Annotated in this window: 19 protein-coding genes and 1 pseudogene; 6 read left to right on the forward strand and 14 right to left on the reverse strand. The window is 70.5% G+C overall.

Annotation, left to right across the window (positions count from 1 at the left end; genetic code table 11):
• Window positions 1-339 precede the first annotated feature (339 nt).
• Window positions 340-927: a hypothetical protein gene (locus ABZV38_RS28575; protein WP_356331314.1), complete on the forward strand. Its 588-nt coding sequence runs from the start codon at window positions 340-342 to the stop codon at window positions 925-927.
• Between the two features lie 136 nt (window positions 928-1,063).
• Here the strand turns inward: ABZV38_RS28575 and ABZV38_RS28580 are convergent, their stop codons facing one another.
• The 5 genes from ABZV38_RS28580 to ABZV38_RS28600 all read right to left on the reverse strand — a co-directional run bounded on the left by ABZV38_RS28580 (window position 1,064) and on the right by ABZV38_RS28600 (window position 7,260).
• On the reverse strand, window positions 1,064-2,236 hold the full coding sequence (locus ABZV38_RS28580; protein WP_356331315.1) for an NlpC/P60 family protein: 1,173 nt from the start codon (window positions 2,234-2,236) through the stop codon (window positions 1,064-1,066).
• Window positions 2,237-2,381: 145 nt separating this feature from the next.
• Window positions 2,382-5,081: a PQQ-binding-like beta-propeller repeat protein gene (locus ABZV38_RS28585; protein WP_356331316.1), complete on the reverse strand. Its 2,700-nt coding sequence runs from the start codon at window positions 5,079-5,081 to the stop codon at window positions 2,382-2,384.
• Window positions 5,082-5,165: 84 nt separating this feature from the next.
• On the reverse strand, window positions 5,166-5,432 hold the full coding sequence (locus ABZV38_RS28590) for a hypothetical protein (RefSeq protein WP_356331317.1): 267 nt from the start codon (window positions 5,430-5,432) through the stop codon (window positions 5,166-5,168).
• A gap of 34 nt (window positions 5,433-5,466) precedes the next feature.
• The gene (locus ABZV38_RS28595) at window positions 5,467-6,219 is read right to left on the reverse strand and encodes a TetR/AcrR family transcriptional regulator (protein ID WP_356331318.1); all 753 of its coding nucleotides are present in this window, start codon (window positions 6,217-6,219) and stop codon (window positions 5,467-5,469) included.
• 105 nt (window positions 6,220-6,324) lie between these two features.
• Window positions 6,325-7,260, reverse strand: a complete 936-nt coding sequence (locus ABZV38_RS28600) for a diiron oxygenase (RefSeq protein ID WP_356331319.1) — start codon at window positions 7,258-7,260, stop codon at window positions 6,325-6,327.
• 178 nt (window positions 7,261-7,438) lie between these two features.
• Here ABZV38_RS28600 and ABZV38_RS28605 point away from each other — a divergent pair, with 178 nt between their 5' ends.
• The 3 genes from ABZV38_RS28605 to ABZV38_RS28615 all read left to right on the forward strand — a co-directional run bounded on the left by ABZV38_RS28605 (window position 7,439) and on the right by ABZV38_RS28615 (window position 10,442).
• The gene (locus ABZV38_RS28605) at window positions 7,439-8,542 is read left to right on the forward strand and encodes a ferritin-like domain-containing protein (protein WP_356331320.1); all 1,104 of its coding nucleotides are present in this window, start codon (window positions 7,439-7,441) and stop codon (window positions 8,540-8,542) included.
• 144 nt (window positions 8,543-8,686) lie between these two features.
• Window positions 8,687-9,622: an ADP-ribosylglycohydrolase family protein gene (locus tag ABZV38_RS28610; RefSeq protein ID WP_356331321.1), complete on the forward strand. Its 936-nt coding sequence runs from the start codon at window positions 8,687-8,689 to the stop codon at window positions 9,620-9,622.
• A 10-nt stretch (window positions 9,623-9,632) separates the two neighbouring features.
• The gene (locus ABZV38_RS28615; protein ID WP_356331322.1) at window positions 9,633-10,442 is read left to right on the forward strand and encodes a hypothetical protein; all 810 of its coding nucleotides are present in this window, start codon (window positions 9,633-9,635) and stop codon (window positions 10,440-10,442) included.
• Here the strand turns inward: ABZV38_RS28615 and ABZV38_RS28620 are convergent.
• From ABZV38_RS28620 to ligD, 8 genes and pseudogenes are all read right to left on the reverse strand, one after another.
• The gene (locus tag ABZV38_RS28620; protein WP_356331324.1) at window positions 10,422-10,922 is read right to left on the reverse strand and encodes a DUF3291 domain-containing protein; all 501 of its coding nucleotides are present in this window, start codon (window positions 10,920-10,922) and stop codon (window positions 10,422-10,424) included. The genes ABZV38_RS28615 and ABZV38_RS28620 overlap by 21 nt on opposite strands.
• An 87-nt stretch (window positions 10,923-11,009) precedes the next feature.
• Complete coding sequence (locus ABZV38_RS28625) at window positions 11,010-12,467, reverse strand: penicillin-binding transpeptidase domain-containing protein (protein WP_356331325.1); 1,458 nt, start codon at window positions 12,465-12,467, stop codon at window positions 11,010-11,012.
• A complete protein-coding gene (locus ABZV38_RS28630) occupies window positions 12,464-13,843 on the reverse strand; it encodes an FtsW/RodA/SpoVE family cell cycle protein (RefSeq protein WP_356331326.1) in 1,380 nt (459 codons plus the stop codon). Before ABZV38_RS28630 ends, ABZV38_RS28625 begins: the two co-directional genes overlap by 4 nt.
• A gap of 36 nt (window positions 13,844-13,879) precedes the next feature.
• Window positions 13,880-14,548 (reverse strand): annotated as a pseudogene (locus ABZV38_RS28635) (ATP-binding protein); the annotation flags it as partial.
• Window positions 14,549-14,941, reverse strand: a complete 393-nt coding sequence (locus ABZV38_RS28640) for a hypothetical protein (RefSeq protein ID WP_356331327.1) — start codon at window positions 14,939-14,941, stop codon at window positions 14,549-14,551.
• 113 nt (window positions 14,942-15,054) lie between these two features.
• Window positions 15,055-15,372, reverse strand: a complete 318-nt coding sequence (locus ABZV38_RS28645; RefSeq protein WP_267001869.1) for a zinc-ribbon domain-containing protein — start codon at window positions 15,370-15,372, stop codon at window positions 15,055-15,057.
• Window positions 15,369-17,543: a PBS lyase gene (locus ABZV38_RS28650; RefSeq protein WP_356331328.1), complete on the reverse strand. Its 2,175-nt coding sequence runs from the start codon at window positions 17,541-17,543 to the stop codon at window positions 15,369-15,371. The genes ABZV38_RS28645 and ABZV38_RS28650 overlap by 4 nt, the downstream gene beginning before the upstream one ends.
• A 151-nt stretch (window positions 17,544-17,694) precedes the next feature.
• Window positions 17,695-18,591 (reverse strand): non-homologous end-joining DNA ligase, encoded by an 897-nt coding sequence (gene ligD, locus ABZV38_RS28655; RefSeq protein WP_356331329.1) that lies wholly within the window; start codon window positions 18,589-18,591, stop codon window positions 17,695-17,697.
• A gap of 90 nt (window positions 18,592-18,681) precedes the next feature.
• Here ligD and ABZV38_RS28660 point away from each other — a divergent pair, with 90 nt between their 5' ends.
• Both ABZV38_RS28660 and ABZV38_RS28665 read left to right on the forward strand, forming a co-directional pair.
• On the forward strand, window positions 18,682-19,773 hold the full coding sequence (locus ABZV38_RS28660) for a Ku protein (protein ID WP_356331330.1): 1,092 nt from the start codon (window positions 18,682-18,684) through the stop codon (window positions 19,771-19,773).
• A gap of 73 nt (window positions 19,774-19,846) precedes the next feature.
• Window positions 19,847-22,531 (forward strand): SpoIIE family protein phosphatase, encoded by a 2,685-nt coding sequence (locus ABZV38_RS28665; RefSeq protein ID WP_356331331.1) that lies wholly within the window; start codon window positions 19,847-19,849, stop codon window positions 22,529-22,531.
• A 214-nt stretch (window positions 22,532-22,745) separates the two neighbouring features.
• Here the strand turns inward: ABZV38_RS28665 and ABZV38_RS28670 are convergent, their stop codons facing one another.
• Window positions 22,746-24,695, reverse strand: a complete 1,950-nt coding sequence (locus tag ABZV38_RS28670) for a S53 family peptidase (RefSeq protein WP_356331333.1) — start codon at window positions 24,693-24,695, stop codon at window positions 22,746-22,748.
• Between the last annotated feature and the right edge of the window lie 187 nt (window positions 24,696-24,882).

Raw genomic sequence — 24,882 nt, forward strand, 5'->3', positions numbered from 1 at the left:
CCTCGTCGGCATCCTCCACGGCTGCCTCAAAACCCGCACCACCTACGACGAAGCAACCGCCTGGTCACACCACGCCCACCCCCATGCCGCTTGACACCCAACGACATGGGGTGTCTGACCAGCGCTTGAGCGGTCGTCATTGGTCGCTTGTCGGTGACCAATGGCGACCCTCGGAGGCAAATTCCAGTCGGTCCCGAGATTCGTTGTGCGTATCGGTCCCCGCCGGCGGTCGCGCACCCTCCGGTGCTCCGGACGGACGCCGCCTTCCCCGGCAAGCGCCAGTGACAGCTGATCGGCCCGGCCGGGGACAAGCCGGCAACTGCCCCTTACGCTGCTCCCGTGGACTCCACCGAGAGAGCACCGGCTGTCGCCCGATCACGGGCACGGCTCGCGAGCTCCATCGCCGCTTTCCTCATTCTTTCTCCCTTCGTGGCGTGGCTGTTCGCATTGGCAGGCCTGCTTCCGGCCGGCGTGTCGGTCATCTGCGCTCTGACCGGCGGACTCGCAGGGTCCTTCCTGCTGCCGGAGCTGTGCCAGGAAACCGGGTTGGTCCGTTGTTCGATGACTCGTGTGACCGCCCGAACGCTGACCGGTGAGCGTTCCGTGGATCTCACGCGCATAAGAGATGTCCGACTGCTCACCGGCTTCAGCTACGACGGCACTTTTCGCGCGGTCGTGGTGCGGGACAGAGACGGTGTGCGCATCGGCCTCACCACGCTCAGAAGCCAGCGGGCTCTGGTGCGCGCGCTGCAACACGCCTGTGGTGACGCGCACGGTGGGCCGCGCGTCAGTCCGGCCGCGCGCGCTCATCTCGGCCTCGGGGTACGACGGCATCGCACGATCCACACCGTGATCATTTTTCTCTTGCTGGCGATCTCCATTTCTCTCTACATGGGGCTTGTCCTCGAACTCGCCGGATTTCAGTGAGCCGGGCTCCCTCGCGAGGCGGCGGAGCACCGAGCACTGAGTTGCCTTGAAGGGGGTGACGGCCATTCGGCCGGCAGCGCTCGCGTTGGGCGAGCCGAATCCTGTCGGCCCTCACGTGACGCACCTGGAGCCTGCCCTACGCGCCGGCGGGGGCGGACGACGTGCTGTACCCCGTGTCCGAGCCGTCCGAAGCGCCCCGGGGCAGCTCCGGCAGCTTGTACGCGCCCAGCGATGCGTTCTCCGGATCCGGCCGAACGGCGCCGAGCAGCGGGTTCGACGCCACCGGTGAGACCTTCACCCGAGTCCCCGGCCGGGGCGCCTGCACCACCAGACCGTCGCCGATGTACAGCGCCACGTGTGTGGCCGTCGGGAAGTAGAGCACCAGGTCACCCGGGCGCAGCGTGTTCAGCGGTACCTTCCGCAACTGCTTCCACTGCTCCTGCGAGGTCCGTGGAATGGGCCGGCCGGCGGTCGCCCAGGACTGCGAGGTGAGCCCGGAGCAGTCGAACGACCCCGGCCCTTCCGCACCCCACACATACGGCTTGCCGAGCTGCCCGATCGCGTACTCCACTGCCTCGCCGCCCGGCTCGGACGGCCGCCGGGACGAGGACAGGGCACCCGAGGCGACCAGCGCGCCCTGAGCCTTCTCCGTGGCCTGCTGCTCCAGCCTGGCCAGCCGGGCGATCTTTTCGGCGGAGAGGGTCGCCAGCAGCTTCTCGACGTTCCGCATCCGGGCCCGCACCGTGTCGCGCTGCTTCTTCTGCCGCGCCGCCAGCACCCGCTGTCTGTCGCGCACCTTGCGGGATGCGGTGGCCAGGTCGTCGGCGTGTTTCGCGGCGCCGGTGAGCCGCTTCACGGTCGCGGCCCGGTCGGCGGCCACCCGCTGGATCACATGCCCCTGGTCCAGGGCGCGCGCGGGATCACGGGCCAGCAGCAGCTGTACGTACGCGGAGAAGTCGGACCGCCCCTGGTACTGCTCACGGGCCAGCTGCCCCGCGTCGTCGTGGCTGCGGGCCAGCGCGAGCCTGGCCGCGGAGTGGGCGGAGCCGAGGCTCTTCGCCTCGGCGGTCCGCTTCTTCAGCTCGGCCGCGGTCCCGTTGTACGTCTCGGTGGCTTCCTCCGCCTGCCGGTACAGCGTGCGCAGCTCGGTCAGCAGCTCGGCGATGCTCTTGGCGGAGTCGGGGCCCTTGCCGGTGGCCGCGCCCGAAGGACCGGGGTCCGGTTTCACGGGGGCGGCAACGGCGGGGGAGGCCACGACGAGGGCGGCGAGCGCCGCCGAGCAGACGGTGCGCAGGACCGTGCCGGACACGGGATCACCTCCGATGACGGGGCGATCGTGGGACTACCCCATGAGTGAGCGCAACGCATCCATACGGTCACCGGGTGTCGGACGATGCAAGAACCCCGCGGTGTGGCGGCCGGGGGTTCCCCCGGAAGGCGGGTGTCCCGCGGGTTCACACCACCGGGAAGGCGTAGAAGATCCGGCCGCGTTGGACCACGGCGGTCTTCCCGAATGCCAGCACCCGGTACGGGGCGGTGACCGTGGCCCCCTTCGGATCCTGCACCCCGATGTCCTGGAACTTCCACAGCCGTCGCCCGTCCACCGACGCGAGCGCGGTGACCTGCGTCCCTCCGGCCGCCAGCAGGGTCCTGCCGGAGAGACTGACGGTGACGGCGGGCGCGGCGTCTGCGGGCGCCGCCTCCGTCGACCGTCGCCAGTGCAGCTTTCCGGTGGCCCGGTCGACCGCGCCGACTTCCTGGTTGCGGTTGGTGGTGTGCAGGAGCGCTCCGGCCGGCACCGGGGTCCCGAACACGGAGCCGGCGGTGCCGTTCAGGGTCCACTTCGGCTTGCCCCCGGGCATCTCGAACGACTCGAGAGCGTCGCCCACCGCCGCGTAGAGCAGCCCCTGGTCGTCGCCGGCGGCTGCCCCGTCCGGCCCGACCTTGCCGAACGACTTGGTCCACAGCAGCTTCCCGCTCTCGCGGTCGAAGCCGCGGAAGACCGCTTTGCCCTTGGCGGCCTTGACGTCCGCCGGGGTGAGCGTCGCACTCTTCTGACGTACGACGATGTCGTCCGGCCGGACGGCGATCAACCGGTGGGAGGGGGCGGCCGATTCGCGGCCGGTGGGTACGGAGGTCCGCCACACCTCCTTGCGCTGCACGACGTCGTACGCGAACAGGAACGACACGACGACCTGGGTGTCCCTTCCCGGCTTCTTGCCCTTCTTCGGCTTCTTGGCCTTCACGGTGACCTTGTGGGAGCCGACGAACCAGATGACGGGCCCGGACTGGCCGACGATGTCCGACACCGCCAGATACGGCGCGTCCTTGAACCCGTCCTCGTACGCCACCCGGTGTGCGACCTGTCCGTCCTTGGGCGACAGCCAGAGGAACTCGGACGGCCCGGCGACGAAGCAGAGGTCATCACCGGCGGGCAGGGCCGCCTGCCCCTTGGCTCCGTCCGCACACTCCCAGACGCGGTGTCCGGAGCGCAGATCGATCCCGACGGCCTGCGTGTCGCCGGTCAGGACGAGCAGCCGGTCGCGCCAGAGGGCGGCGGTGAGCGGCACGGGCTCGGCGTCGGGATGCGTGTACACCCAACGCGGCTGCGGCGGCAGCCCGGCGACGGTGGGGCGGGTGGGGGCCGGGGCGGCCTTGGCATCGTCGTGGTCCTCGGCAGTGCCGGACCCGAAGGCGAGAACGGCCCCGCCACCGACGACGATCCCGGCAGCGCCGGCGGCGCCACCGATGAGCAGGGTGCGACGGTCGAGGGAGGGGGCTGCGGGAGCGGGAGCGGGTGCTTCGGCCGGACCGGCAGAGGGAGGAGGGGGAGGGGGAGCAGTGGGGGGTGTTGTCGGGGCGGTCGATGCCGGTGCCGGTGCGGACGGTGCCGTGGGGGCGGGAAGAGGGCGCGGCACGAGCGGTGCGACGGGCGGCAGGCCGGTGGGCAGCTCGGCCGGAGGCCCGCTGCGCTCACGCGGGATTGACAGCTGGGTGGTCGGCCGGTCGGGCTCCGGCGCACGGGGGCTGCCGACGCTGCCGATGCGGGTGGTCCGGACGTCGTCGTCCCTGGTGGCAGGGGTGTCGGGCCGGGCGTCGGCGGGTCCGTCGGGGGACGCGTCGACGGGGTCGTGGCCGAGGGCGCCGAGCAGACTGTGGGTCGGCGAGTCAACGGGGGTGCCGGTGGCGGCGCCGGCCGGTGTGTCGGTCGGACCGTCATCCGGATCCGTCGCCAACTTCCGTACGCACCCGGCCTGTTCCGAGATCGCTCGGGACAGTGGCTCCGGCAGCCAGCCGCCCTTGGCGAGGCCCGCGGCGCCCTCCAGCGCCAGTTCCGCCGCCACCGTGCCCGCGGTCGGCCGGTCGGCCGGGTCCTTGGCCAGGCAACGCGCGATCAGGTCGCGCAACTCTTCCGGGACGGCGTCCAGTTCCGGTTCCGTACGGGCGATCCGCTCGGCGGCCTCCGCCGCCGGTCCGTCGGCGAGCGGGGTCGTCCCGGTCGCCGCGTACGCCAGCAGCAGCCCCAGCACGAAGAGGTCGGAGGCCGGTCCGGCTTCCTTGCCCTCGACCTGTTCCGGGGTGAGATAGCCGAGCCGCACGGACAGCTGCCCGCCCGCCCGGGCCTCCGCGTCGGCCGCCGCGCCCAGGGGGCCGAAGGCGGTGAGCCGGGGCCCGTCCTCGGCCAGCAGCACCGTCCTGGGGGCGAGCCCCTCCAGCACGGACCCGGTGGCGTGCGCCCGGGAGAGCGTTTCGGCGATGCCCGCGCCCAGTATCCGCACCGCACGCTCGGGGAGCGGGCCCACGAAGTCGATCGCCTCGGCGAGCGTCAGCGCCGGTACGTACGCCACGGCCGTCCACAGCTGCCCGTCCGCGTTCCCGTCCGTGTCCCCGTCCGCGTGTTCTGCCGTACGGGTGACGATCTGCGGCTGGACCCAGCCGCCCGCCAGCCGGTCCGCCGTGCGTGTCTCCGCCTCGAAGCGGCGGCGGAAGGCAGGGAGCGCGGCGAGTCCGGGTCGGGCCGCGGTGATCACGACGGTGTCGTCGAGGGCCGCGTCATGCGCCAAGTACTGCACGGCGCTCGCGGTCTCGCGGAACCGCGCCACCACGGTGTACGGACCGAAGCGGCGTGGATCGTCCTGACGCAGCGCCTCCATGGCGCACCCCCTTGTGACCGTTCTCGTGACCATGGATCCGTCGATCTTAGAGGGTCCGGTGCGCGCAGCCGGGATGCGCGCGGGTCAGCTCGGTTTCGACCAGGGCCACTTGGGAGTGTGGCGCTCGCGGCCCTCGGGGGCGTACTCGTACACCCAGCCACGCTGCACACCCAGCCGCTTGGAGTATCCGGCCGGGACCCGCCGGTATGTGTACACGGTGGCCGGTCCGCCGTCGGCGGCCGGCACCGGGACCTCGTACCACTTGGGCGGATGGCCGGTCGCGCCGACGAGGACGGGCAGTACCCGCCCGTCCAGCGGGCCGCCCCTGAAGGTGGTGTTCTCGCTTCTCACGCCCCCAGTCTGACCCAGGGGTGTGTTCGGGCACTCAGTGCGGCGGCATGAGATGCGCCGCGCCGGCGACCACCGGGACGAGCCGGTCGGCCAGCCGTCCGGCCGGACCGTCGGCGGTCTCCAGCGGCAGCAGCTCCGCGACCACGGACGCCGTCTCCCGGTCCGTCGCCGCGGTGGCCGCGAGCAGGGCGATCAGCTGGTCGACCAGCCAGGCGCGCAGATCGCCCGCCGGGGGCTGTTTCTCCTCGTCCAGCCAGATCAGGGAGGCCGCCTCGACGGCTGCGATCCAGGTCCGCACCAGCATCCGCAGGCGGGGTCCTCGGGTCTGCGTGTCGCCGCGGCCTAGGTGGAGCAGGATCTGTTCGGCCGCCGCCCGCCGCACCTCGTCGACGATCGCCGTCGTCCGGGACGTCTCCGCGACGCTGCCGCCGCGCAGCAGTGCGCTGAACCCCGCGTCGTGCTCGTCGACGAACGCGAGATACCGGCCGAGCACCCGCGTCACCCGTTCGGTGGGCGGGCCCACGGGTGGCTCGGCGAAGCACAGCTTCAGTTCGTCGGCGGCGGACCGGAGGGCAGCCTCGTACAACTGCTGCCGCCCACCGGGGAAGTAACGGTAGACGAGAGGACGGGAGACCCCGGCGACCGCCGCGACCTCATCGAGCGAGACCTCGTCGGGGGCCCGGTGCGCGAAGAGGGTGAGGGCCGCACCGAGGAGCTGCGCGCGGCGCTCCTCGACGCTGAGCCTTTGGTACGCGCGGTTCGGCGGGGCTGCGGCAGCAGAGCTCATACCTCGAAGGGTAGGGGGTGTCCGGCGGATCAGGGCCGGGTGCGCGGCCCCGGTCATGATCCGCCGGACACCCCCTGAGCCCTCCCCTCGGTGGCGGGAGCCGGGTCAGGCCAGCAGGCCCGACCTCTTCCACAGCTTGCGCCCGACACCGTTCAGCACGCCGATGTCGTCGAGGAAGTCCGTCAGCCGCTTCGCGCCCGCCTGCATGACCTCCGTCCGGTGGCCGCTCGCCTTCACCTGGGCGACGGCCTCGCGGCGGTCCAGGCCGACGTTCTCGTACACCTGCGGGTTGACGAAGCAGACGGAGAAGACGCGCGCCGCCTCCCCGCAGCTCAGCCGGGTGAACTCGCGCTCCCAGCGCGGTGCGGTGACCATCTGGCGGCGCAGTTCCTCGCGGGCGTAGCGGACGTGCCGCGCCTCCTCGACCACATGGATCCGGGTCACGCCGCGCACCAGCGTCTGGACGCGCTCGTCCGGGAATGTCAGCCGCTGCATCCAGTCGAGGATCTCCTCGCCGAGCAGGGTCGCGGCGAACGATCCGGGCGTGGTGGACACGGTCTTCAGCACCCGCGCGAGGTTGTGATAGACACGCGGTACGGGGTAGTTGGGCGCCTGGCCCCACTGGATCATGCGTCCGAACATCATCGAGTGCCGGCACTCGTCGGCTATCTCGGTGAGTGCGTAGCGGACATGGTTGCTGGTCACTGGCTTGTCGTAGATGTGCCGGACCAGCAGCTGCATCAGGATGATCTCGAACCAGATGCCGAGCGAGGCCAGCGACGCCGCCTCGTGCCGGGCCAGGTCCATCCGCTGCTCCTCGGACATCTTCCGCCACAGCGGGGTGTCGTAGAGCGAGACGAGCTCGGGCGGCCAGAACCACTTGCCGTCCTCGACGGCCGCATCCCAGTCGAGCTCGGTGTCCGGGTCGAAGGAGTGCTTGGCCGAGGACTCCAGGAGGCGTTCGGCGATCTGCTCACGGTCCCGGAGCGGGCCGAGTGCGTCGCGAAGCGTCTGCACGTCGCGTCCGGTCACTGTCGTCATGGCTGAGGGCACCTCACACATGGGTTACCGGCGGTCATTTCTTATGAGACTGCTTGTCAGCAAGACCGTCAATCCCTTGCGCACGACTTGTTGACCCGGTGTCTACCAACGTGTGAACCTGCCAACTGACGCAACCGCCACGGAACTTATCGAACCATGCGAGGCGAAGGAGCCGTCCGTGTCGACACATGACCTCTACACCACCGCCCCCGAGGAACCGCTGTGGCAGGTGCCCGCCTCCGGCGCCGCCCGCTTCAGCTGGGAGTACGACGACGGCCGCGAGCGCCTCCTCGCCCTCTACCGGAAGGGCAAGGACAAGCAGTGGGACGGCAACAAGCGCATCGACTGGAGCCTGGAGGTCGACCCCGCCGACCCGCTCGGCACCCCGGACGAGGCCCTCACGCTGTACGGCACGCCGCACTGGGCGAAGATGACCGAGAAGGACCGGGGCGAGCTGCGCAAGCACTACACCTCCTGGCAGTTCAGCCAGTTCCTCCACGGTGAGCAGGGCGCCATGGTCTGCGCGGCCAGGATCGTGGAGTCGGTCCCCGACCTGGACGCGAAGTTCTACTCCGCGACCCAGACCATGGACGAGGCCCGGCACGCGGAGATATACGGCCGGTTCCTGCACGAGAAGGTCGGGATGCTCTACCCGGTCAACGACAACCTGCAGGGCCTGCTCGGCGACACCCTGCGCGACTCACGCTGGGACATGCCGTACCTCGGCATGCAGGTCCTCATCGAGGGGCTCGCCCTGGCCGCCTTCGGCATGATCCGCGACACCACGACCAAGCCCTTGCCCAAGCAGATCCTTGCGTACGTCATGCAGGACGAGGCCCGCCATGTCGCCTTCGGACGGATGGCGCTGCGCGACTACTACAAGCAGCTGAGCGACGCCGAACTGCGCGAGCGAGAGGAGTTCGTCATCGAGGGCTGCTACCTGATGCGCGACCGGCTCAGCGGCGTCGAGGTGCTGCAGAACTTCGGCATAGGCAAGCAGGAGGCCAAGGAGCTCTCCGAGCACTCGGAGTATCTGCAGCTCTTCCGCAAGCTGCTGTTCAGCCGGATAGTGCCGTGCGTCAAGGACATAGGACTGTGGGGCGAACGGCTCCAGAAGGCCTACGTCGACATGGGCGTCTTCGAACTCGGCGACTCCAACCTGGACCTGCTGATGGCCCAGGACGAGGAGATCGCCGAGCAGCTGGACCGCGACCGGTTTACGGCGGAGGAGCAGGCCCGGGTGGCGGAGGTCGAGGACGCGATAGCGGAGGGCGCGGCGTAGCCGGCCCGGCACGAGGGTCTCCGGCGGCCGGCCCGGGAGTCCGGCCGCGATCCGCCCGCAGCCGGTGCGGGCGACGAGATCCCGGACCGGTCCCTGTCCCAACGCGTCCATCAGGGATGTACACCCACTGTCCCTGGCGCCAGGATGGCCTGTATGACGCCTCCGCTCGCAGACTCGGCGGCCGCCCGCCGAAGCCTCGAAGGGCTCTCGCTCGGCGATGCGTTCGGGGAGCGATGGTTCCCGCTCTTCCGCGCGCCCCGGCAGGCCTACAACGAGATCCGCGTTCGCCGCACACCCGCCGAACCGGTCTGGAACTGGACCGACGACACGGCCATGGCCCGCGCCCTGCAGCGTGTACTCGACGACCACGGCGAGGTGGATCAGGACCGACTCGCCGCCTGCTTCGCCCTCACGTACGACATCGACCCGGCCCGCGGTTACGGCCACGGCATGCACATCCTGCTGCCCGAGCTGCTGACCGCACCGGCCGACTGGCGCACCCTCGCGCCCGACCTGTTCGACGGCGGCAGCCTCGGCAACGGCGCCGCCATGCGGGTCGCACCGCTCGGCGCCCGGTTCCACGCGGACCTCGACCATGCCGCACAGCAGGCGAAGTTGTCGGCCGAGGTCACCCACGCCCACCCGCAAGGCATCGCGGGCGCCGTGGCCGTGGCCGTCGCCGCGGCACTGCAGGTGCGGGGCGGGTTCACGCTGACGGCAGTCGCGGACCGCACGCCCGAAGGGCCGGTACGGGACGGGATCCGGCGCGCCGCCGCCGTCGCGTTCACCACCGAGCCATGGAAGGCGTCCGATCTGCTCGGCAGCGGGCAGCGCATCCGGGCCGACGACACGGTCCCGTTCGCCTTGTGGACCGCGGCCCGGCATCCGGGCGATCTGGAAGCGGCCCTCTGGGCCACCGCCGAAGGCTCCGGTGACGTCGACACGACCTGCGCCATCACCGGCGGGGTCGTCGCCGCGGCCACCGGGGTCGACGGGGTGCCGGCCCGGTGGCTGCGCAGCCACCGGGCCGTTGAGCTGACGCCGCCTCGTGTCGAATCGGCGTTCGTACGCGTGACGTAACTTGGGTGCCATGACCACGCCGCCGCAGCCGCCGCAGGGCCCGTACGGGCCGCCCCAGCCCCCGCACCCGCGGCACAACCCGTATGCCCAGCAGCCCCCGTACGGCTATCCGCAGCAGCAACTGCCGCCGCAGGGACCGCCGCAGGGGTCGTGGGGGCAGCCGGGAATACCCGGCCGGTCGCCTGAGAAGAAGCGGACCGGCATGGTCATCGGGATCGCAGCCGTCGGACTGGTGGCGGTCGGCGCCCTCGGCTACACCGCCTTCCAGCTGGTCGGAGCCGGCAAGTCGGTCGTGGGTGGCTTCCCCGAGGCCGAGTACCGGCTCACCGTGCCGAATAAGCTGCTGGACGAGGAGTACACGCTCGCCGAGGACACGTCGTCGACCGACGGCAAGGAGGTCGAGGAGGTCCCTGACCCCAGCGTCCGTGATGTGCAGGCCGTCGTCACCCAGTACGCCTCCGCCAAGGGCGGCGTCCTGGTCATCTCCGGTATGTGGGGCCGGATCAAGATGCCCGAGTTCACCCGGGACAAGATCCTGGAGGGGGCCGCGGGAGAGAAGGGCATGACCGTCGTCGTACCCGCCAAGGAGTTCACCCCCGCCGGCTACGACATCGCGGTGGCCTGTCAGGTCGTGACGTCGAAGGACGCCGGAGTGACCAGCACCATCCCCATGTGCGCCTGGGGGGATGACAACACGGCGGCCTTCGTCGGCCTGGTCACCCCCAAGACCGCGGTCCAGGACCCGAAGAGCGTGGACCTGGAGCAGGCTGCGGCGGACACGGCGGAGGTCAGGGCCGAGTCACGCAAGCCGATCGGCTGACCGGCCCTCGGCGGTGGCCGGGGCCGGGAAGCCGGTCCGCAGGGTGAACGCCCGCTCCGTCGGACCGTGCACACGCAGATGCTGCAGACGCTCCTCGGCGTCCTGCACCGTCGGGCGTTCACCCGCCGGCACCCACCACAGCGCGGTCATCGCTTCCTCCACCCGCTCGAACCACTCGCGGCGCCGCGCTAGGAGCTCGCGGTGCTGCCCCTGGTACATGAAGGCCGTCAGCGCCTCCGTGTCCCGCCACACCGACAGGTTCACAATCAGCCAGGAGTCGCCGAAGACCGGTACGTCGGTGGCGTTCCCGCTCTCGCTCCGGAGCCGCCAGATGAAGCCGGCGGCTCGGTCGGCGACCGCGTTGACCGGATCGAGAGCGTCGACAAAGTCCTTCAACTCGGGGGAGTCCAAGGGGAATGCGAGGCGGGCGATGTTCACCTGGGCGAGTTCGTGGCCGGGCCGCGGCGCGATGGCTGTCATGGCCGCACAGTAATCAGCGCGCTCCGCGCCGCACGGACCGTTCCGCGTCGCGAGACGACCGGATCCGCAACCGTGCAGCCCGTACCGTCAGCCCCGCAGTGCCGCCTCCATGACGGACCTGGCGATCGGGGCCGCGCTGCCGCCCCCGCTGATGTCCGCCCGCTTCGCGGCGGCGTCCTCGACGACGACCGCGACCGCGACCACCGGCTGCCCGGAGTCCGGGGCCTCGGCCCAGGAGATGAACCAGGCGTACGGCATACCGGTGTTGTCGATGCCGTGCTGCGCGGTGCCGGTCTTGCCGCCCACCGTCACCCCGTAGATCGCACCATTGGACCCGGTGCCCTGCTCCACGACGTCGACCATCATCCGCTGCAGCTGCATCGCCGTACGCGGGCTCATCGCCCGGTGGTACGAGCGCGTGTTGTTCTGATGGACGGTGGTGCCGGCCTCGGTGGTCGTACGGTCGACCAGATACGGGTACTTGAGCTCGCCGCCGTTCGCCACGGCCGACGCCACCATCGCCATCTGCAGGGGTGTCGCCGTCGTGTCGTACTGCCCGATCGACGACAGAGCCAGCTGGTCGTTGCTCATGTCGGTGTCGAAGTTGCTCTTCGCCACCCCGGACGGGACCTTCAGCCCGGTGTCGTTGAAGCCGAACTTCCGCACCGCTTCCACCATCCCGTCCAGCCCCACCTGCACCCCCAGATGGGCCATCACGGTGTTGCACGACACCCGGATCGCCTCGGCGAGCGACGCCTCCTCACAGCCGCGTGCCTCGTTGGGGAGCGTGGTGCTGGTCCCCGGCAGCACATAGGGGGACGGGGTGTCGGTGCCGACGTCGGGGTCCGTGACCACGTCCGCGTCGAGCGCGGCCGCCGCCGTCACGATCTTGAACGTGGAGCCCGGCGGATAGGTCTGCCGGATCGCCCGGTTCAGCATCGGCTGGCTCTTCGCCGCGTTGAGCTGCCGCCAGGCGTCGGTGACCGACGAACCCGTGCCGGAGAGCCGCCCCGGGTCGTACGAGGGGGTCGAGACCAGCGCCAGGATCCTGCCGGTCGACGGTTCGAGGGCGGCGACCGCGCCCCGCCGGCTGCCCAGCCCGTCGTACGCGGCGCGCTGCATCGAGTCCTTGACGGTGGTGACGACGTTGCCGGCGGGCTGCTGGCTGCGGGTGATCTCGTTCCACAGGGGGAGCGGGGCGAGCATAGGGTCGGTGCCGGAGAGGATGCCGTCCTCGGCGTTCTCGATCAGCGTCGTGCCGTACGTCTGCGAGGCGTAACCGGTCACCGGCGCGTACAGCGGGCCGTTGGTGTAGGTGCGCTCGTAGCTGAGCTGCTCACCGGTGTTCCGGGATCCGGTGACGGACTTCTTGCCGACCATGATGTCGCCGCGCGGCTGGTCGTAACGGACGATCGTCCGGCGGCGGTTGGCGGGGTTGTCGTTCAGCTCGTCGGCCTGGAAGACCTGGATGCGGGCGGCGTTCAGCAGGAGCGCCATGAGCAGCAGCAGACAGAACGCGGCGGCCCGCCGGATGTAGCGGATCACGGCTGGTCCTCCGCGATCGGTGCGACGACCCCGGTCTCCACCTGGTCGGGTCGGGGTCTGCGGGCGAGGTCGCTGACCCGGATGAGCAACGCCACGATGATCCAGTTGGTGACGACGGACGAACCGCCCTGGGCGAGGAACGGCATCGCCATGCCCGTCAGCGGGATCAGCCCCATCACGCCTCCCGCGATCACGAACACCTGGAGGGCCAGGATCGAGGCGAGCCCGATCGACAGCAGCTGCCCGAAGGGGTCGCGCAGGGCGAGGCCGGCCCGGTAGCCGCGGGCGACGAGCAGCGCGTACAGCAGGAAGACCGCGGTCAGCCCGGACAGCCCTAGCTCCTCGCCCGCCGTGGCCAGGATGAAGTCGGACTTGGCGGCGAAGCCGATGAGGATGGAGTGGCCGAGACCGAGCCCCGCGCCGAGCATCCCGCCCGCGGCGAACGCGAACAGCGACTGGGCGAGCTGACTGGGCCCGCGGCCCGCGGCGATGGTGGCGAACGGATCGAGCCAGTCCTGCACCCGGCTGTGCACATGCGGTTCGAAGGAACCGACGACGAAGGCGCCGACGGCGGCGAGCACCAGTCCCACCGCGATCCAGCCGGTCCGGCCGGTCGCCACGTACAGCATGATCACGAAGAGGCCGAAGAAGAGGAGCGAGGTGCCCAGATCGCGTTCGAGGACCAGCACACACACGCTGAGCAGCCAGATCGCCACGATCGGACCGAGCACGCGGCCGGTGGGGAGCTGGAGCTTCCAGATCTTGCGGCCGGTGTAGGCGAGGGCATTGCGGTTGGCGGCCAGATACGCGGCGAAGAAGACGGCGAGCAGAATCTTGGCGAACTCGCCGGGCTGGAAGGAAAATCCGCCGACCCGGATCCAGATCTTGGCGCCGTTCACCGCGGGGAAGAAGATCGGCACGATCATCAGGACGAGGGCGGCGGCGACGGAGAGGTACGCGTATCGCTGGAGCACCCGGTGGTCGCGGAGGAAGACGACGACCACGATGAAGAGCGCGACACCCAGTGTCGACCAGACCAGCTGGGTGGGTGCGGCCTGGTCCTTGGGCGTCTCCAGATCGAGCCGGTAGATCAGCACCAGGCCGAGACCGTTGAGCAGGACGGCGATGGGGAGCAGCAGCGGATCGGCGTACGGGGCGCGGAAGCGGACGGCGAGATGGGCGAGGAGAGCGAGCAGCCCCAGGCCGGCACCGTAACCGGCGACATCGGGCGGGACCGCGTCGTTGCGTGCGAGGCCGACGGCGGCGTAGCCGTAGACGGAGATGAGGACGGCCCCGATGAGGAGCGAGAGCTCGACCCCGCGCCGCTTGGGCAGGCGTAGCTCGGGCGGGGGCGCGTCCGGCCTCGTTGCGGTCATGCCACGCAACGTAGCAAGAGGTGGACCTTATTTCCCTTATGTCGCTTCGGCCTGGCCGTCGCTGGTCGGTCCGTCGCCCCCGGCCCGGCTGACGCCGCCCTCACCGTCCTGGCCGGCCGGTTCGTCTTCGTCGAACCGTACGTACCCCGGGAGCGTCAGCCGCGCCTCCGCTCCGCCGTCCTGCGCGTTGACGAGGACGAGTTCGGCGCCGATGACCGCCGACTGCCCGACGGCGATGGTCAGTCCGAGCCCGTGGCCCTTGCCGCCGCCCTCGGTGCGGAACCGCTGCGGACCGCCGGTCAGCAGATAGTCCGGGAAGCCCGGGCCATGATCGCGTACGGTCACCACCGGCCCGTCGACCGTCAGGACCACGGGCGGGCGACCGTGCTTGTGTGCGTTGGCGATCAGATTGCCGAGGACCTGCTCCAGCCGCCGCTTGTCCGTCTCGACCCGTACGTTCCTCGCCTCGGTGCCGGCTTCCGCTCCCACGAAGCAGATCTCGGTCTCCGTCCCGGACGTGCGCACCACCCGCTCGGCGAGCGGCGCCAGTTCGTACACGGCGAGATCGACCTCCTCCGTACGGGCGTCGAGCCGGGAGATCTCCAGCAGATCCTCCGTCAGTGCCCGCATCGTGCGGACCCGGTCCCGCACCAGCCCGGCCGGCCGGCCGGACGGCAGCAGCTCGGCGGCGGCCGAGAGGCCGGTCTACGGCTGCAGGACCGGGCAGGCGGCGGGCGCGGTGCGGCACGCGGTGATTCTCCGGATCGTGTCGGCGGGGAGTTCGTCCGAACCGCTGGACCGGCTGGTGGTGGCCTTCAGGTCGGCCTGCACCACGGCGACCGGGTCCAGTGTGCGCACATTGTTCTGCGGGACCGTGATTCCGGGGATGCGCGCCGTCGCGCCCTCGCCGTAGTCGTACGGAGCGGCGGAGGCGGGCGGCAGCTGGGGCCAGCGCCGGGCGGGCCCGATGGCGGTCGGGGTCGGTCCGGCGCTCTGCAGCCGGCCGCTGTCGGTGCCGCAGCCGGCCAGCAGCGCGGCGCCGACGGTGGCCACGAGAGCCGCCGTCGTGCGGCGCGTCACCCGACGGTGCGGGCGCATCGCTTCCTCCCCTCCCAGTCGTCCGGTCCATGAGTCCGCAGACCCGTGATCCATCGACCTTATGCGGAAGGAAGTCCTTTATGTCCCTTTAGTGCTGGTGGAGAGGTAGTTGTTCAGTGCTGGTAGGGGTTCTGCCCGTCCTGCGCGTACCCCGGCTGCTGCTGCGCCTGCCCGAACGGGTTGCCGTCCTGCGCCGCCACGTGCTGCGCCAGCAGCTGCTCGGCCTGCTCCTTCGGGATCTTCTGCTCCCCGCCGCAGAACGTGCACTGCGTCGCGTACTTCGTCGAGAAGGGGAACAGGGGCACGAAGAACAGCGTGAACTTCGTGACCCGCTTGCGTAGCGTGTGCGCGGCCGGGTTGCCGCACCAGCCACAGACGAGCGTCAGAACGGCCAGTTGATAGAGATAGCCTCGCGTACCAAAGATGATCATGTTGTGGGCCCCTTCCCCGTGTTCCCCAGAAGCACTTGCCGACAGAACACCAGCAGCTTTTCGTCCTCGTATGTGTCGTGGCTGCCGTACCCCCCGTCCATCGCGTTGTGACGGCGCACGGAGGCGAGTTCGGCACGCAGCACGTGTGCCGCATCCGACCCTGCACCAGCAGCACCCATCCGCGCCAGGCATTCCGCCACCCGGACCCTGACATGACGGTTCTTCTCCCAGGCCGCCAGCATGACCGGCACGGACTCCTCGGCCCGCCCGCACACCTCCCACAGCGCGACCGCCGCATCGACCCGCAGCCACAGCTCGTCGTGCGACAGCAGCGCCCGCAGCCGTGGCGCCGCCGCTTCCGCCCGGGCTCCCAGCCCGCCCAGTGCGGTCACCGCCGACCGCCGCTCGTGCACATGCTCGGCCTGCAGCCCCTCGATCAGCACCGGCAGCACGGCCTCCGCATCCCCGTCGACCGCCCACAGCGCCTGCGCCGCCTCCGTCGCCGCCGCGGTCCCCGGGCGGCGTATCAGCGCCCGCAGCTCCGGTACGGCGCAGTGCGCAGCGGGGCCGAACGAGCCGAGCGCCCGCAGCGCCGACGTCCGCAGCCACTCCCCGCGATACTCCGGCGCACCACGCAGCACCCGCAGCACCTCCGGCGCCGCCTCGCCCGTCCGCAGCGCGGTCAGCCCGCAGAGCAGCGGACTCGCCCGGTCGTACGCCCCCTCGTCGAGAGCGATCTCGCCGAGTCTGCGGCGCAGCACCCCGGCCAGCGGTGCCGCTGCCATCCCCAGATACCCGATGGCGAACCCCACGTCGTGCGGCACCTCGGGGCGCTCCAGGGCGGCGGCCAGCGCGGGCACGGCCCGGGCGTCACCCAGCCGGGCCAGCGCCTTCACCGCGCTGCCGAGCCCCGGCGGTCCGCTCGCCCACTCCTTCACCCAGGCCCCGGGATCCGCCACCACCCGCGCGGCCAGTGCATCCGCGGCCGGTGCGGCGAGGCCGAAGAGCTCCTCCAGCACATGCGAGGCGGCCTCGGCCAGTTTTGGCTCCGGGGAGGCGAGCTGCTCGCCCACGAGCCGGACCAGCTCCTCGTACGAGCCACGCCAGGCCCGTATCAGCCCGGCGCTCATCCGCACGGCGTCGATCCGCTGCCGGAGGTCGGGGCTGCGCAGCTGGTCCGTCAGCAGCGCCGTCCGGTCGGCGACCCGGTCGTCGAGCCCGACGTGCAGCGTCCGCAGCAGGTCCGCCGTCCAGGGGGCAGTACGCCCCGCCGACTCCGCGGCGGACAGCGCCCGCAGCTGACCCACCAGGGTCACCGGCGCGCCTCGCTCCTCGGCGGCATCGGCGGCCGGGCCCGGATCGTCGCCCTGCCCGGCAGGCGCAGTCGGATCCGTGCCGTCCGTTTCGTTGGTCCCCTCTGCCCCGTCGGCTGCACCGGCCGGTGCAGCGCGCAGCCGGCGCAGCAGCCCCGCCACCACCCGTACGACATCACCCGGCAGCGCTTCCGGCGCGCACCGGGCCAGCTGGGCGAGGGCGGCCAGCCGCAACCCCGGGGCGTACGACTCCGCGGCGAGCCGGCTCAGCCAGTCAGCCGCCTGCCCGGCCAGCGGGCGGTGCCGCAGCGCGACCCGCCCGGCGGCCTCCACGAGCGCGAGCCGCACCTCCTCGTCCGGCTCCACCGGCAACCGCTCCCGCAGCAGTGCGAGGACCCGCACCGGGTTGCCGTGCAGCGTGGCGAGCGCCAGCGGTGCGGCGAGCCGCACCCCCGGGTCCTCGTCGGCGATCAGCTCGAAGAACACCCCGGCGCCCGCGGTGACGGCGGCGGCCGCCATCGCGTAGTTCGCCGCGCCCTCGATCTCCTCCTCGTCGATCTCTTCCTCGTCGTCCTCGTCCAGATCGATGCCGCCGATGCTGGTGAGCAGCTCGACGATGCTGCCCCGGTCCTGGATCCCCGGATCCACGACCAGTTCGAAGAGAAAGGGAATGCAGGCCAGCGTGCAGGCGTACACATCGCCCTGGTGGTGCACGGCCCCGTACATGCCGTCCAGCGGCCCCTCGCGCTCCGCCTGATCGGCGGACGCCAGCCCCCGCAGCAGCGCGGGCACATCATCGGCAGGCCCGTAGGCATGCTCCATCGAGGCCCAGTCGACCTCGTCGATCCCTGCGAACACGCCATCGCCTCCCCACGCGACCTCACGAAGCAGTGTCTGCGCAGAGTGTGCACCACGGCCCGGACAATCCACCCGCCACATGCAGCCTTTTGCCCGCACGGACGCCAACGGCGGGTGCCATGGCCTGTGAACGCGCCCCGACGGGCTCCGCTCAGGGAGCGGCAGGCAGCGGCCGGGCCCGGTTCGGATTGATCAGCGGACCGAGCAGATCCCCGTACCGCTCCAGCCTCCCGGCCATCTGGGCGGCCAGGAACACCAGCTCGGCGGCGGTCCGGCAGTCCTCGATCTCCGCCCAGGCAACGGGCGCGGAGACGGTCGGCTCGGCCCTGGCGCGCAGGGTGTAGGGGGTGGCGGTCGTCTTCGCCGCCGCGTTCTGACTGAAGTCGACGAACACCTTCCCCGGCCGCAGCGCCCGCGTCATCCGGTGCACCACCAGGTCCGGAAGATCTTGCTCCGCCTCCGTCGCCAGCCGTTTCGCGTACGCCGACACCCGATCGGCGGAGGTCGGCTCCAGCGGTACGAGGAGATGCAGTCCCTTCGACCCCGAGGTCTTCCCGTACGCGAGCAACCCGTCCGCCGCCAGCCGCTCACGCAGCCACAGCGCCACCTGACAGCACTCCACGACGGTCGCCGGGGCTCCGGGATCGAGGTCGAACACCATCCGGTCGGCGATCCCCGGCGCGTCGGCGTGCCACTGCGGCGTATGGAACTCCACCACCAGGTTTGCCGCCCACATCAGCGATGCCAGGTCCTGTACGACCACCTGCCGGCCCTGCTGTGCCGCATGCCGCGGCACCTCGGCGATCCGTACCCAGGACGGGGTGCCGGGCGGCGGATTCTTGGTGAAGAACAGCTGCCCGTCCGGCCCGTCCGGATAGCGCAGGAAGGACACCGGCCGGTTGTGCAGATGTGCGAGCAGGGCCCCGGCCGCCGTGACCGCGTAGTAGTGGATCACCTCGCCCTTGGTCGTCCCGGTGGCCGGATACAGCACCTTGTCGAGGTTGCTGAGCGCCAGGCGCCGCCCCTCCACCTCCGTGATCGGCGTCATACGATAAGAATCACATGATTACGGGATCTATAGGACTCAATCGCCATCTATCGATGCCTGTCGAAATCTCCAGGGACACAGGGGTGAACGGTGAGGTCCATTTGGAACGGCGCGATCTCCTTCGGGCTGGTCAGCATCCCGATCAAGCTGGTCAACGCCACCGAGAGCCACTCGATTTCCTTCCGCCAGATCCACCTCGCCGACGGCGGCCGGATCCGCTACCGGAAGGTCTGCGAACTCGACGAGCAGGAAGTGACGGCCGCCGACATCGGCAAGGCGTACGAGGATGCCGACGGCACGCTGATCCCGATCACCGACGAGGATCTGGCCTCACTCCCGCTTCCCACCGCCAAGACGATCGAGATCGTCGCATTCGTGCCCGCCACCGAGATCGACCCGCTCCAGATGGACGCGGCGTACTACCTCTCCGCCAACGGAGTTCCGGCGGCCAAGCCGTACACCCTGCTGCGCGAGGCCCTGAAGCGGAGCCAGAAGGTCGCGGTCGCCAAGTACGCACTGCGCGGCCGTGAACGGCTCGGCATGCTGCGCGTGGTCGACGACGTGATCGCCATGCACGGCCTGCTCTGGCCCGACGAGATCCGTGCCACCGACGGTGTGGCCCCGGAGACCGACGTCACGGTCCGTGACGCCGAACTCGATCTGGCCGACGCCCTGATGGCCACCCTCGGCGAGGTCGACATGGACACGCTCCACGACGACTACCGCGAGGCGGTGGAAGCCCTCATCGCCTCGAAGGCATCCGGCGAGGCGCTGCAGCCCGCGGCCTCCGACGACCGCGGCGGCGGCAAGGTGATCGATCTGATCGCGGCGTTGGAGAGCAGTGTCCGGGCGGCGAAGAAGGCCCGCGGCGAGGAGCCGGAAGAGACGGAGGGTGCCCCGGTCGCCAAGGTCACCTCGCTCGCCGGACGCAAGAAGAGCGGGGGAACCGGAGCAAAGAAGAAAGCCGCCTCCACCGCCACCGCAACGAGCACCGGCCGGAAGGCCGCAACCAAGAAGACGACGCCGGGCAGAACCCCCGCCAAGAAGTCCACCGCACGGTCGACGACGAAGGCGGCCACGAAGAAGACAGCGGCGAACGCGGCGGCAAAGACGGCGAAGTCGGCAACGGGCACGAAGCCGGCAGCCAAGAAGACATCCCCCAAGAAGCGCGCCTCGGCCTGACGGGTGGTCGATGAAAATCGGATGAAAGTGAACCGATGGGCACGTGCTACTGGAAAGTGTTAGAAATGGCGCCATGGTCGACCAATCCGACCGATCCCGGAGCAGATCGGCTCGGTCACTGAGCGGCAAAGGTCCGCGAAGCGTAGCCGGGCAGGTATTCATCCTGCAGGCGGTGGTCATTGTCCTGCTCGTGGCGGGCGCGGTGGTGGCGCTGGTGCTCCAATCGTTGCACGATGCCGAGATCGAGGCGGAGCGCCGTTCGGTGGCTGCGGCGGAGTCGTTCGCACACTCTCCGGGGATCGTGGACACGCTGAAATCTCCCGATCCCTCAAAGGTGCTGCAGCCACTCACCGAGGAGGCGCGGAAACTGGCCGGCGTCGACTTCCTCGTGGTGACGGACACGACGGGGATGCGCTACACACACCCCCGTCCGGAGCTCATCGGAAAGCAGTTCGTCGGCAACATCGAACCTTCGCTGGCGGGTCAGGTCCACGTGGAAAGCGTCGAGGGGCCCCTTGGCCAGGAGGTCCAGGCGATCGTCCCCGTCACTGCTCCCGACGACTCGGTCGTGGGCCTGGTGGCCGCAGGCCTCAAGGTCGAGAGCGTCACCAACGCGGTCGACGACCAGTTGGTCATCATTATTGGCAGTGGTGCGGCCGCGCTCGCCCTGGCCACAGGTGGGGCCGCGCTGGTGGCGAGGCGGCTGCGAAGGCAGACCCACGGGCTCGATCCCTCCCAGATGACCCGCATGTACGAGCACCATGACGCGGTGCTGCACTCCGTCCGTGAAGGAGTGGTCATCGTCGGACACGACGGTCGGCTGCTGCTGGCGAACGACGAGGCCGAACGGCTTCTTGATCTGCCGCCCGATGCCCAGGGACGTCCGGTCGAGGAACTGGAGAGCCTCGACCCGGCCACGGCGGAACTGCTCGTCTCCGGCCGCGTGGCCACGGACGAGGTGTACTTGGCCAGGGACCGAATGCTGGTGGTGAACCAGCGGCGCACGGACCACAACGGAAGGCCCCTGGGAACGGTGGCGACCCTGCGCGACTCCACCCAGCTCCTGGCGCTGTCGGGCAAGGCGGAACAGGCGAACGAACGCCTCAGGCTGCTCTACGACGCGGGGGTGGGTATCGGCACCACCCTGGACGTGGCGCGCACGGCCGAGGAACTGGCCGAGATGGCCGTCCCCCGCTTCGCGGACTTCGTCACGGTCGACCTCGCCAACGCCGTACTGCTCGGGGAGGAGCCGACCGGCACGGCTGCCGACATGTGCCGCATCGCCATCAGCGGCATCCGGGACGACCACCCGCTCTACCCGCGCGGCGAGCTCATTTCCTTCCTTCCCTCCACGCCCCAGGCGCGCGGATTCGCCACCGGGCGTTCGGTGGTGGTGCCCGACCTTTCCGCCGCGCCCGGCTGGCGTGCTCAGGACCCCGAACGGACCGACGAAGTCATCGCGTACGGAATCCACTCACTCCTCACGACGCCGCTGCGGGCGCGGGGCGTGGTACTCGGCATAACCAACTTCTGGCGTTCGCGGCAGCCTGGGACGTTCGACGAGGAGGACCGGTCACTCGCCGAGGAGCTGGTCGCCCGCGCCGCGGTCAGCATCGACAACGCGCGTCGGTACACCCGCGAACATGCCCTGGCGGTGATGTTGCAGCGCAGCCTGCTGCCGCGCGCCCTTCCCGAGCAGAACGCCCTGGATGTCGCCCACCGCTATCTGCCCGCGCAGTCCGGAGTCAGCGGTGACTGGTTCGATGTGATCCCGCTGTCGGGCAACCGCGTCGCGTTGGTCGTCGGTGATGTCGTCGGCCATGGACTGCACGCCGCTGCCACCATGGGGCGGCTCCGCACCGCGGTGCACAACTTCTCCACGCTCGATCTGCCGCCCGATGAGCTCCTCGGTCACCTCGACGACCTCGTCGACCGCATCGACAAGGAAGAGGGGAGCACGCACGTCGGTGCAGGGGTTGTGGGAGCCACCTGCCTGTATGCGATCTACGATCCCGTCTCCCGGCACTGCACCCTGGCCCGTGCCGGGCATCATCTCCCCGCGCTGGTCCACCCCGACGGCACCGTGGAGTTCCCCGACCTTCCCGCCGGGCCGCCGCTGGGGCTCGGCGGCATGCCGTTCAAGACCGCCGAACTGGATCTGGCCGTGGGGGCTCAGCTGGTTCTCTACACCGACGGGCTGATCGAGGACCGCACCCGGGACATCGATGTGGGGATGGAGCTGCTCCGCCAGGCCCTGGCCCATCCCGGCCGATCGCCGGAGGAGCACTGCCGGGCGGTGCTCGACGCACTCCTTCCCACCCAGGCCAAGGACGACGTAGCGCTGCTCATCGCCCGCACCTGCGCGCTTTCGGCCGACCAGATCGCCGAATGGGACGTTCCGCTCGACCCGGCCGCCGTAGCCGGGATACGCGCAGCTGTCGCGGAGAAGCTGGCCGACTGGGACCTGTCGGAGCTGGAGTTCACCACGGAGCTGGTGCTCAGCGAGCTGATCACCAACGCCATCCGTCACGCCTCCACGCCGATCCGGGTGCGGCTGCTGCGTGACCGCAGCCTGATCTGCGAGGTATCCGACGGCAGCAGTACCTCACCCCATCTGAGGTACGCGGCCACGATGGACGAGGGAGGCCGCGGGCTGTTCCTCGTCTCGCAGATCGCCGAGCACTGGGGCACGCGGTACACCCCTGAGGGCAAGGTCATCTGGGCGCAGCAGCCGCTGCCCGGGGCCGCGAACGTCTGAGGGCCGTCCCGTAATCCCTGTGCGCCCGCCAGGGATTACGGGGCAGCCCTCAGTACCGGCTCGCATGCGGGAGCGGATGCCGTGCCGACAGCTCTCGACGCCCGTCGGGGTCGCCACTTCCGAGGTGCCCGTGCACATCTGTCGAGGTCGGCGTACACACACTGCTGCCCCGGGGCCGAAGCTCCGGGGCCGCAGTGCACATCGAACCCGTGCGTCAGTGCCGGCGGTACGAGTTGATGTAGCCGGCCGCCGGGGTTCCGACACCCGTCACGTCGTCGTACCCCCTGACCGCCTTGAGCGAGGCGTCCTTGCCGAGGCTCCGCACCGACGTCAGCAGACCGTCCGCCGCGTCGAAGCCGTTGGCGAAGTCGACCCGGGCCACCGCGAGGTCACGGCCTGCACCCAGCGGGTGGTCGGTGACGTCGTGGTAGGCCGTCGAGCTGTACCGGGCATAGATCGCCGGGTTGGCGAAGCCGAGCGGCCGGCCGTGCTGTGCCTGCTGCGCGAGAGCCTGGACGCCCGCGATGACCGGGGCCGCCAGTGACGTACCGCCGATGCGGTACTCGTCGTAGCCGAGCGAGCCGTCGGGCAGCGTCTGGGTCTGACCGACCAGGAAGCCGGTGTTCGGGTCGGCGACCGCCGCAATGTCCGGGGCGGTACGCATCCGGGGCTTGCCGTTCGCCTGCGCGAGCGCGTCCGGGACGACTCCGCGCTGGTAGGACGGCTGCTTCACGGTCGAGCTGGTGCCACCGCCCGCGCCCGAGGTGTACGCGCCGGGGAAGCCGGTCCAGCTCGTGCCGTCGTCCGCGAGGGACGCCTTCAGCGTGCCCCAGCCGGTCTCCCACTGGTACGCGTCGTGCTTTCCGACGGCCAGCGAGGTGCCGCCGACCGACGTCACCCAGGCGGAGTTGGACGGGACGTCGATCTGCTTCGTGCCGGTGGACGCGACGTTGTCGCCCGCGTCACCGGAGGAGAAGTAGAAGCCGATGCCCTCGACCGCGCCCATCTTGAACACCTGGTCGTACGCGGCCGCGACGTCCGGGGTCTCGTTGGCCTCGATGTCGCCCCAGGAGTTGGAGACGATGTCGGCTAGCCGGTGGTCGACGATCTTGTTGAGCGAGTCCAGCAGGTCGGCGTCGTAACAGGAGGCACCGCCCACGTACACGATGTCCGCGGCGGGTGCGACCGCATGCACGGCCTCGATGTCGAGGGTCTCCTCGCCGTACCAGCCGGACGCCCCGCACTCCTCGGTCTTCGTGTAGTCGGCCGGCAGCACCTGGCGGAGCTGCCCGCTCCGGTACGGAGCGTCGCCGTTGCGCCTGGCGTACTCGGCGGCGTCCTTCGCGATGGTCGGCGAGGCGTAGGCGTCGGTGATCGCGACGGTCACGCCCTTGCCGGTCCAGCTGCCCGCACCGTACGCGGCACGCAGCTGCTTGCCGGTGTAGCCCTTGACCGCGTACGGCACCTTGGCCCCGTACGCGCTCGGCAGCGACGCCGCGGTCCTCGAGCCGAAGTACGAGGAGAAGGGGCCGGCGTTGCGGAACACCGCGTCCGGCGGCGGCAGCGTCTCGTCGTGGCTCGACTTGTGCGGCGCGTTGTCCAGACCGGAGACCGCCAGGACCGAGTCGCTCAGTCCGGCCGGCACGGAGGCCGTCGAGGACGGGGCGCGGTAGGTCCGGCTGCCCTTGCGGTAGTTGCGCAGCTGGGTGCTGAACGCCTTCTCGGCCGCGGCGACATCGCCGGTGGCGGAGACGTAGTGCTGGTTGGCGCCGGTGACGGTCAGGCCGTTCGACTTCAGCCACTGGCTGACCTGGTCGACCTGCTGCTGGGTCGCCCCGAACCGGGCCTGCGCCTCCTCGGCGCTCAGATACTTCCCGTACGAGGAGGAGTGCGGATCGGACACGGCGGCGGCGTAGGCGGCCAGCCCCTTCGCGTCCCGCCCGGCGAGATGGACCCGGACACTCACCTTGCCGCTGTCGGCCGTGGCACCCTGGTCGGCCTGGGCGGTCGCCCAGGCCGGCTTGGTGCCCTGCAGTGCGTCGCGCCCGCCGGGCGCGGAGTCCGCACTGGCGGAAGGTATGCCGAGGGCGAGTGCACCGGCGAGCAGCGGCAGTGTCGCTGCCATGCTCAGCCCGGCGCGACGTCTGGCGCGGCTGATTCTCATGTAACCCCCTGCGATGTGGTTCTTCGCGTGTGGAGCATGTGCCGGATGATGTGCACATGTAATCCGTCACTCTGGCGAGGAACCCGTTACGTAAGGGGCATGCATTCACCAAGAAACTGTCAAGAGGGTCTGCAGGGTGGGCACTTCGAGCCGAGAAGAGCAGGAATGTGCGTGTCCGGATCCGGCC

The organism is Streptomyces sp. NPDC005181 (assembly GCF_040608395.1).
Lineage (GTDB): Bacteria > Actinomycetota > Actinomycetes > Streptomycetales > Streptomycetaceae > Streptomyces.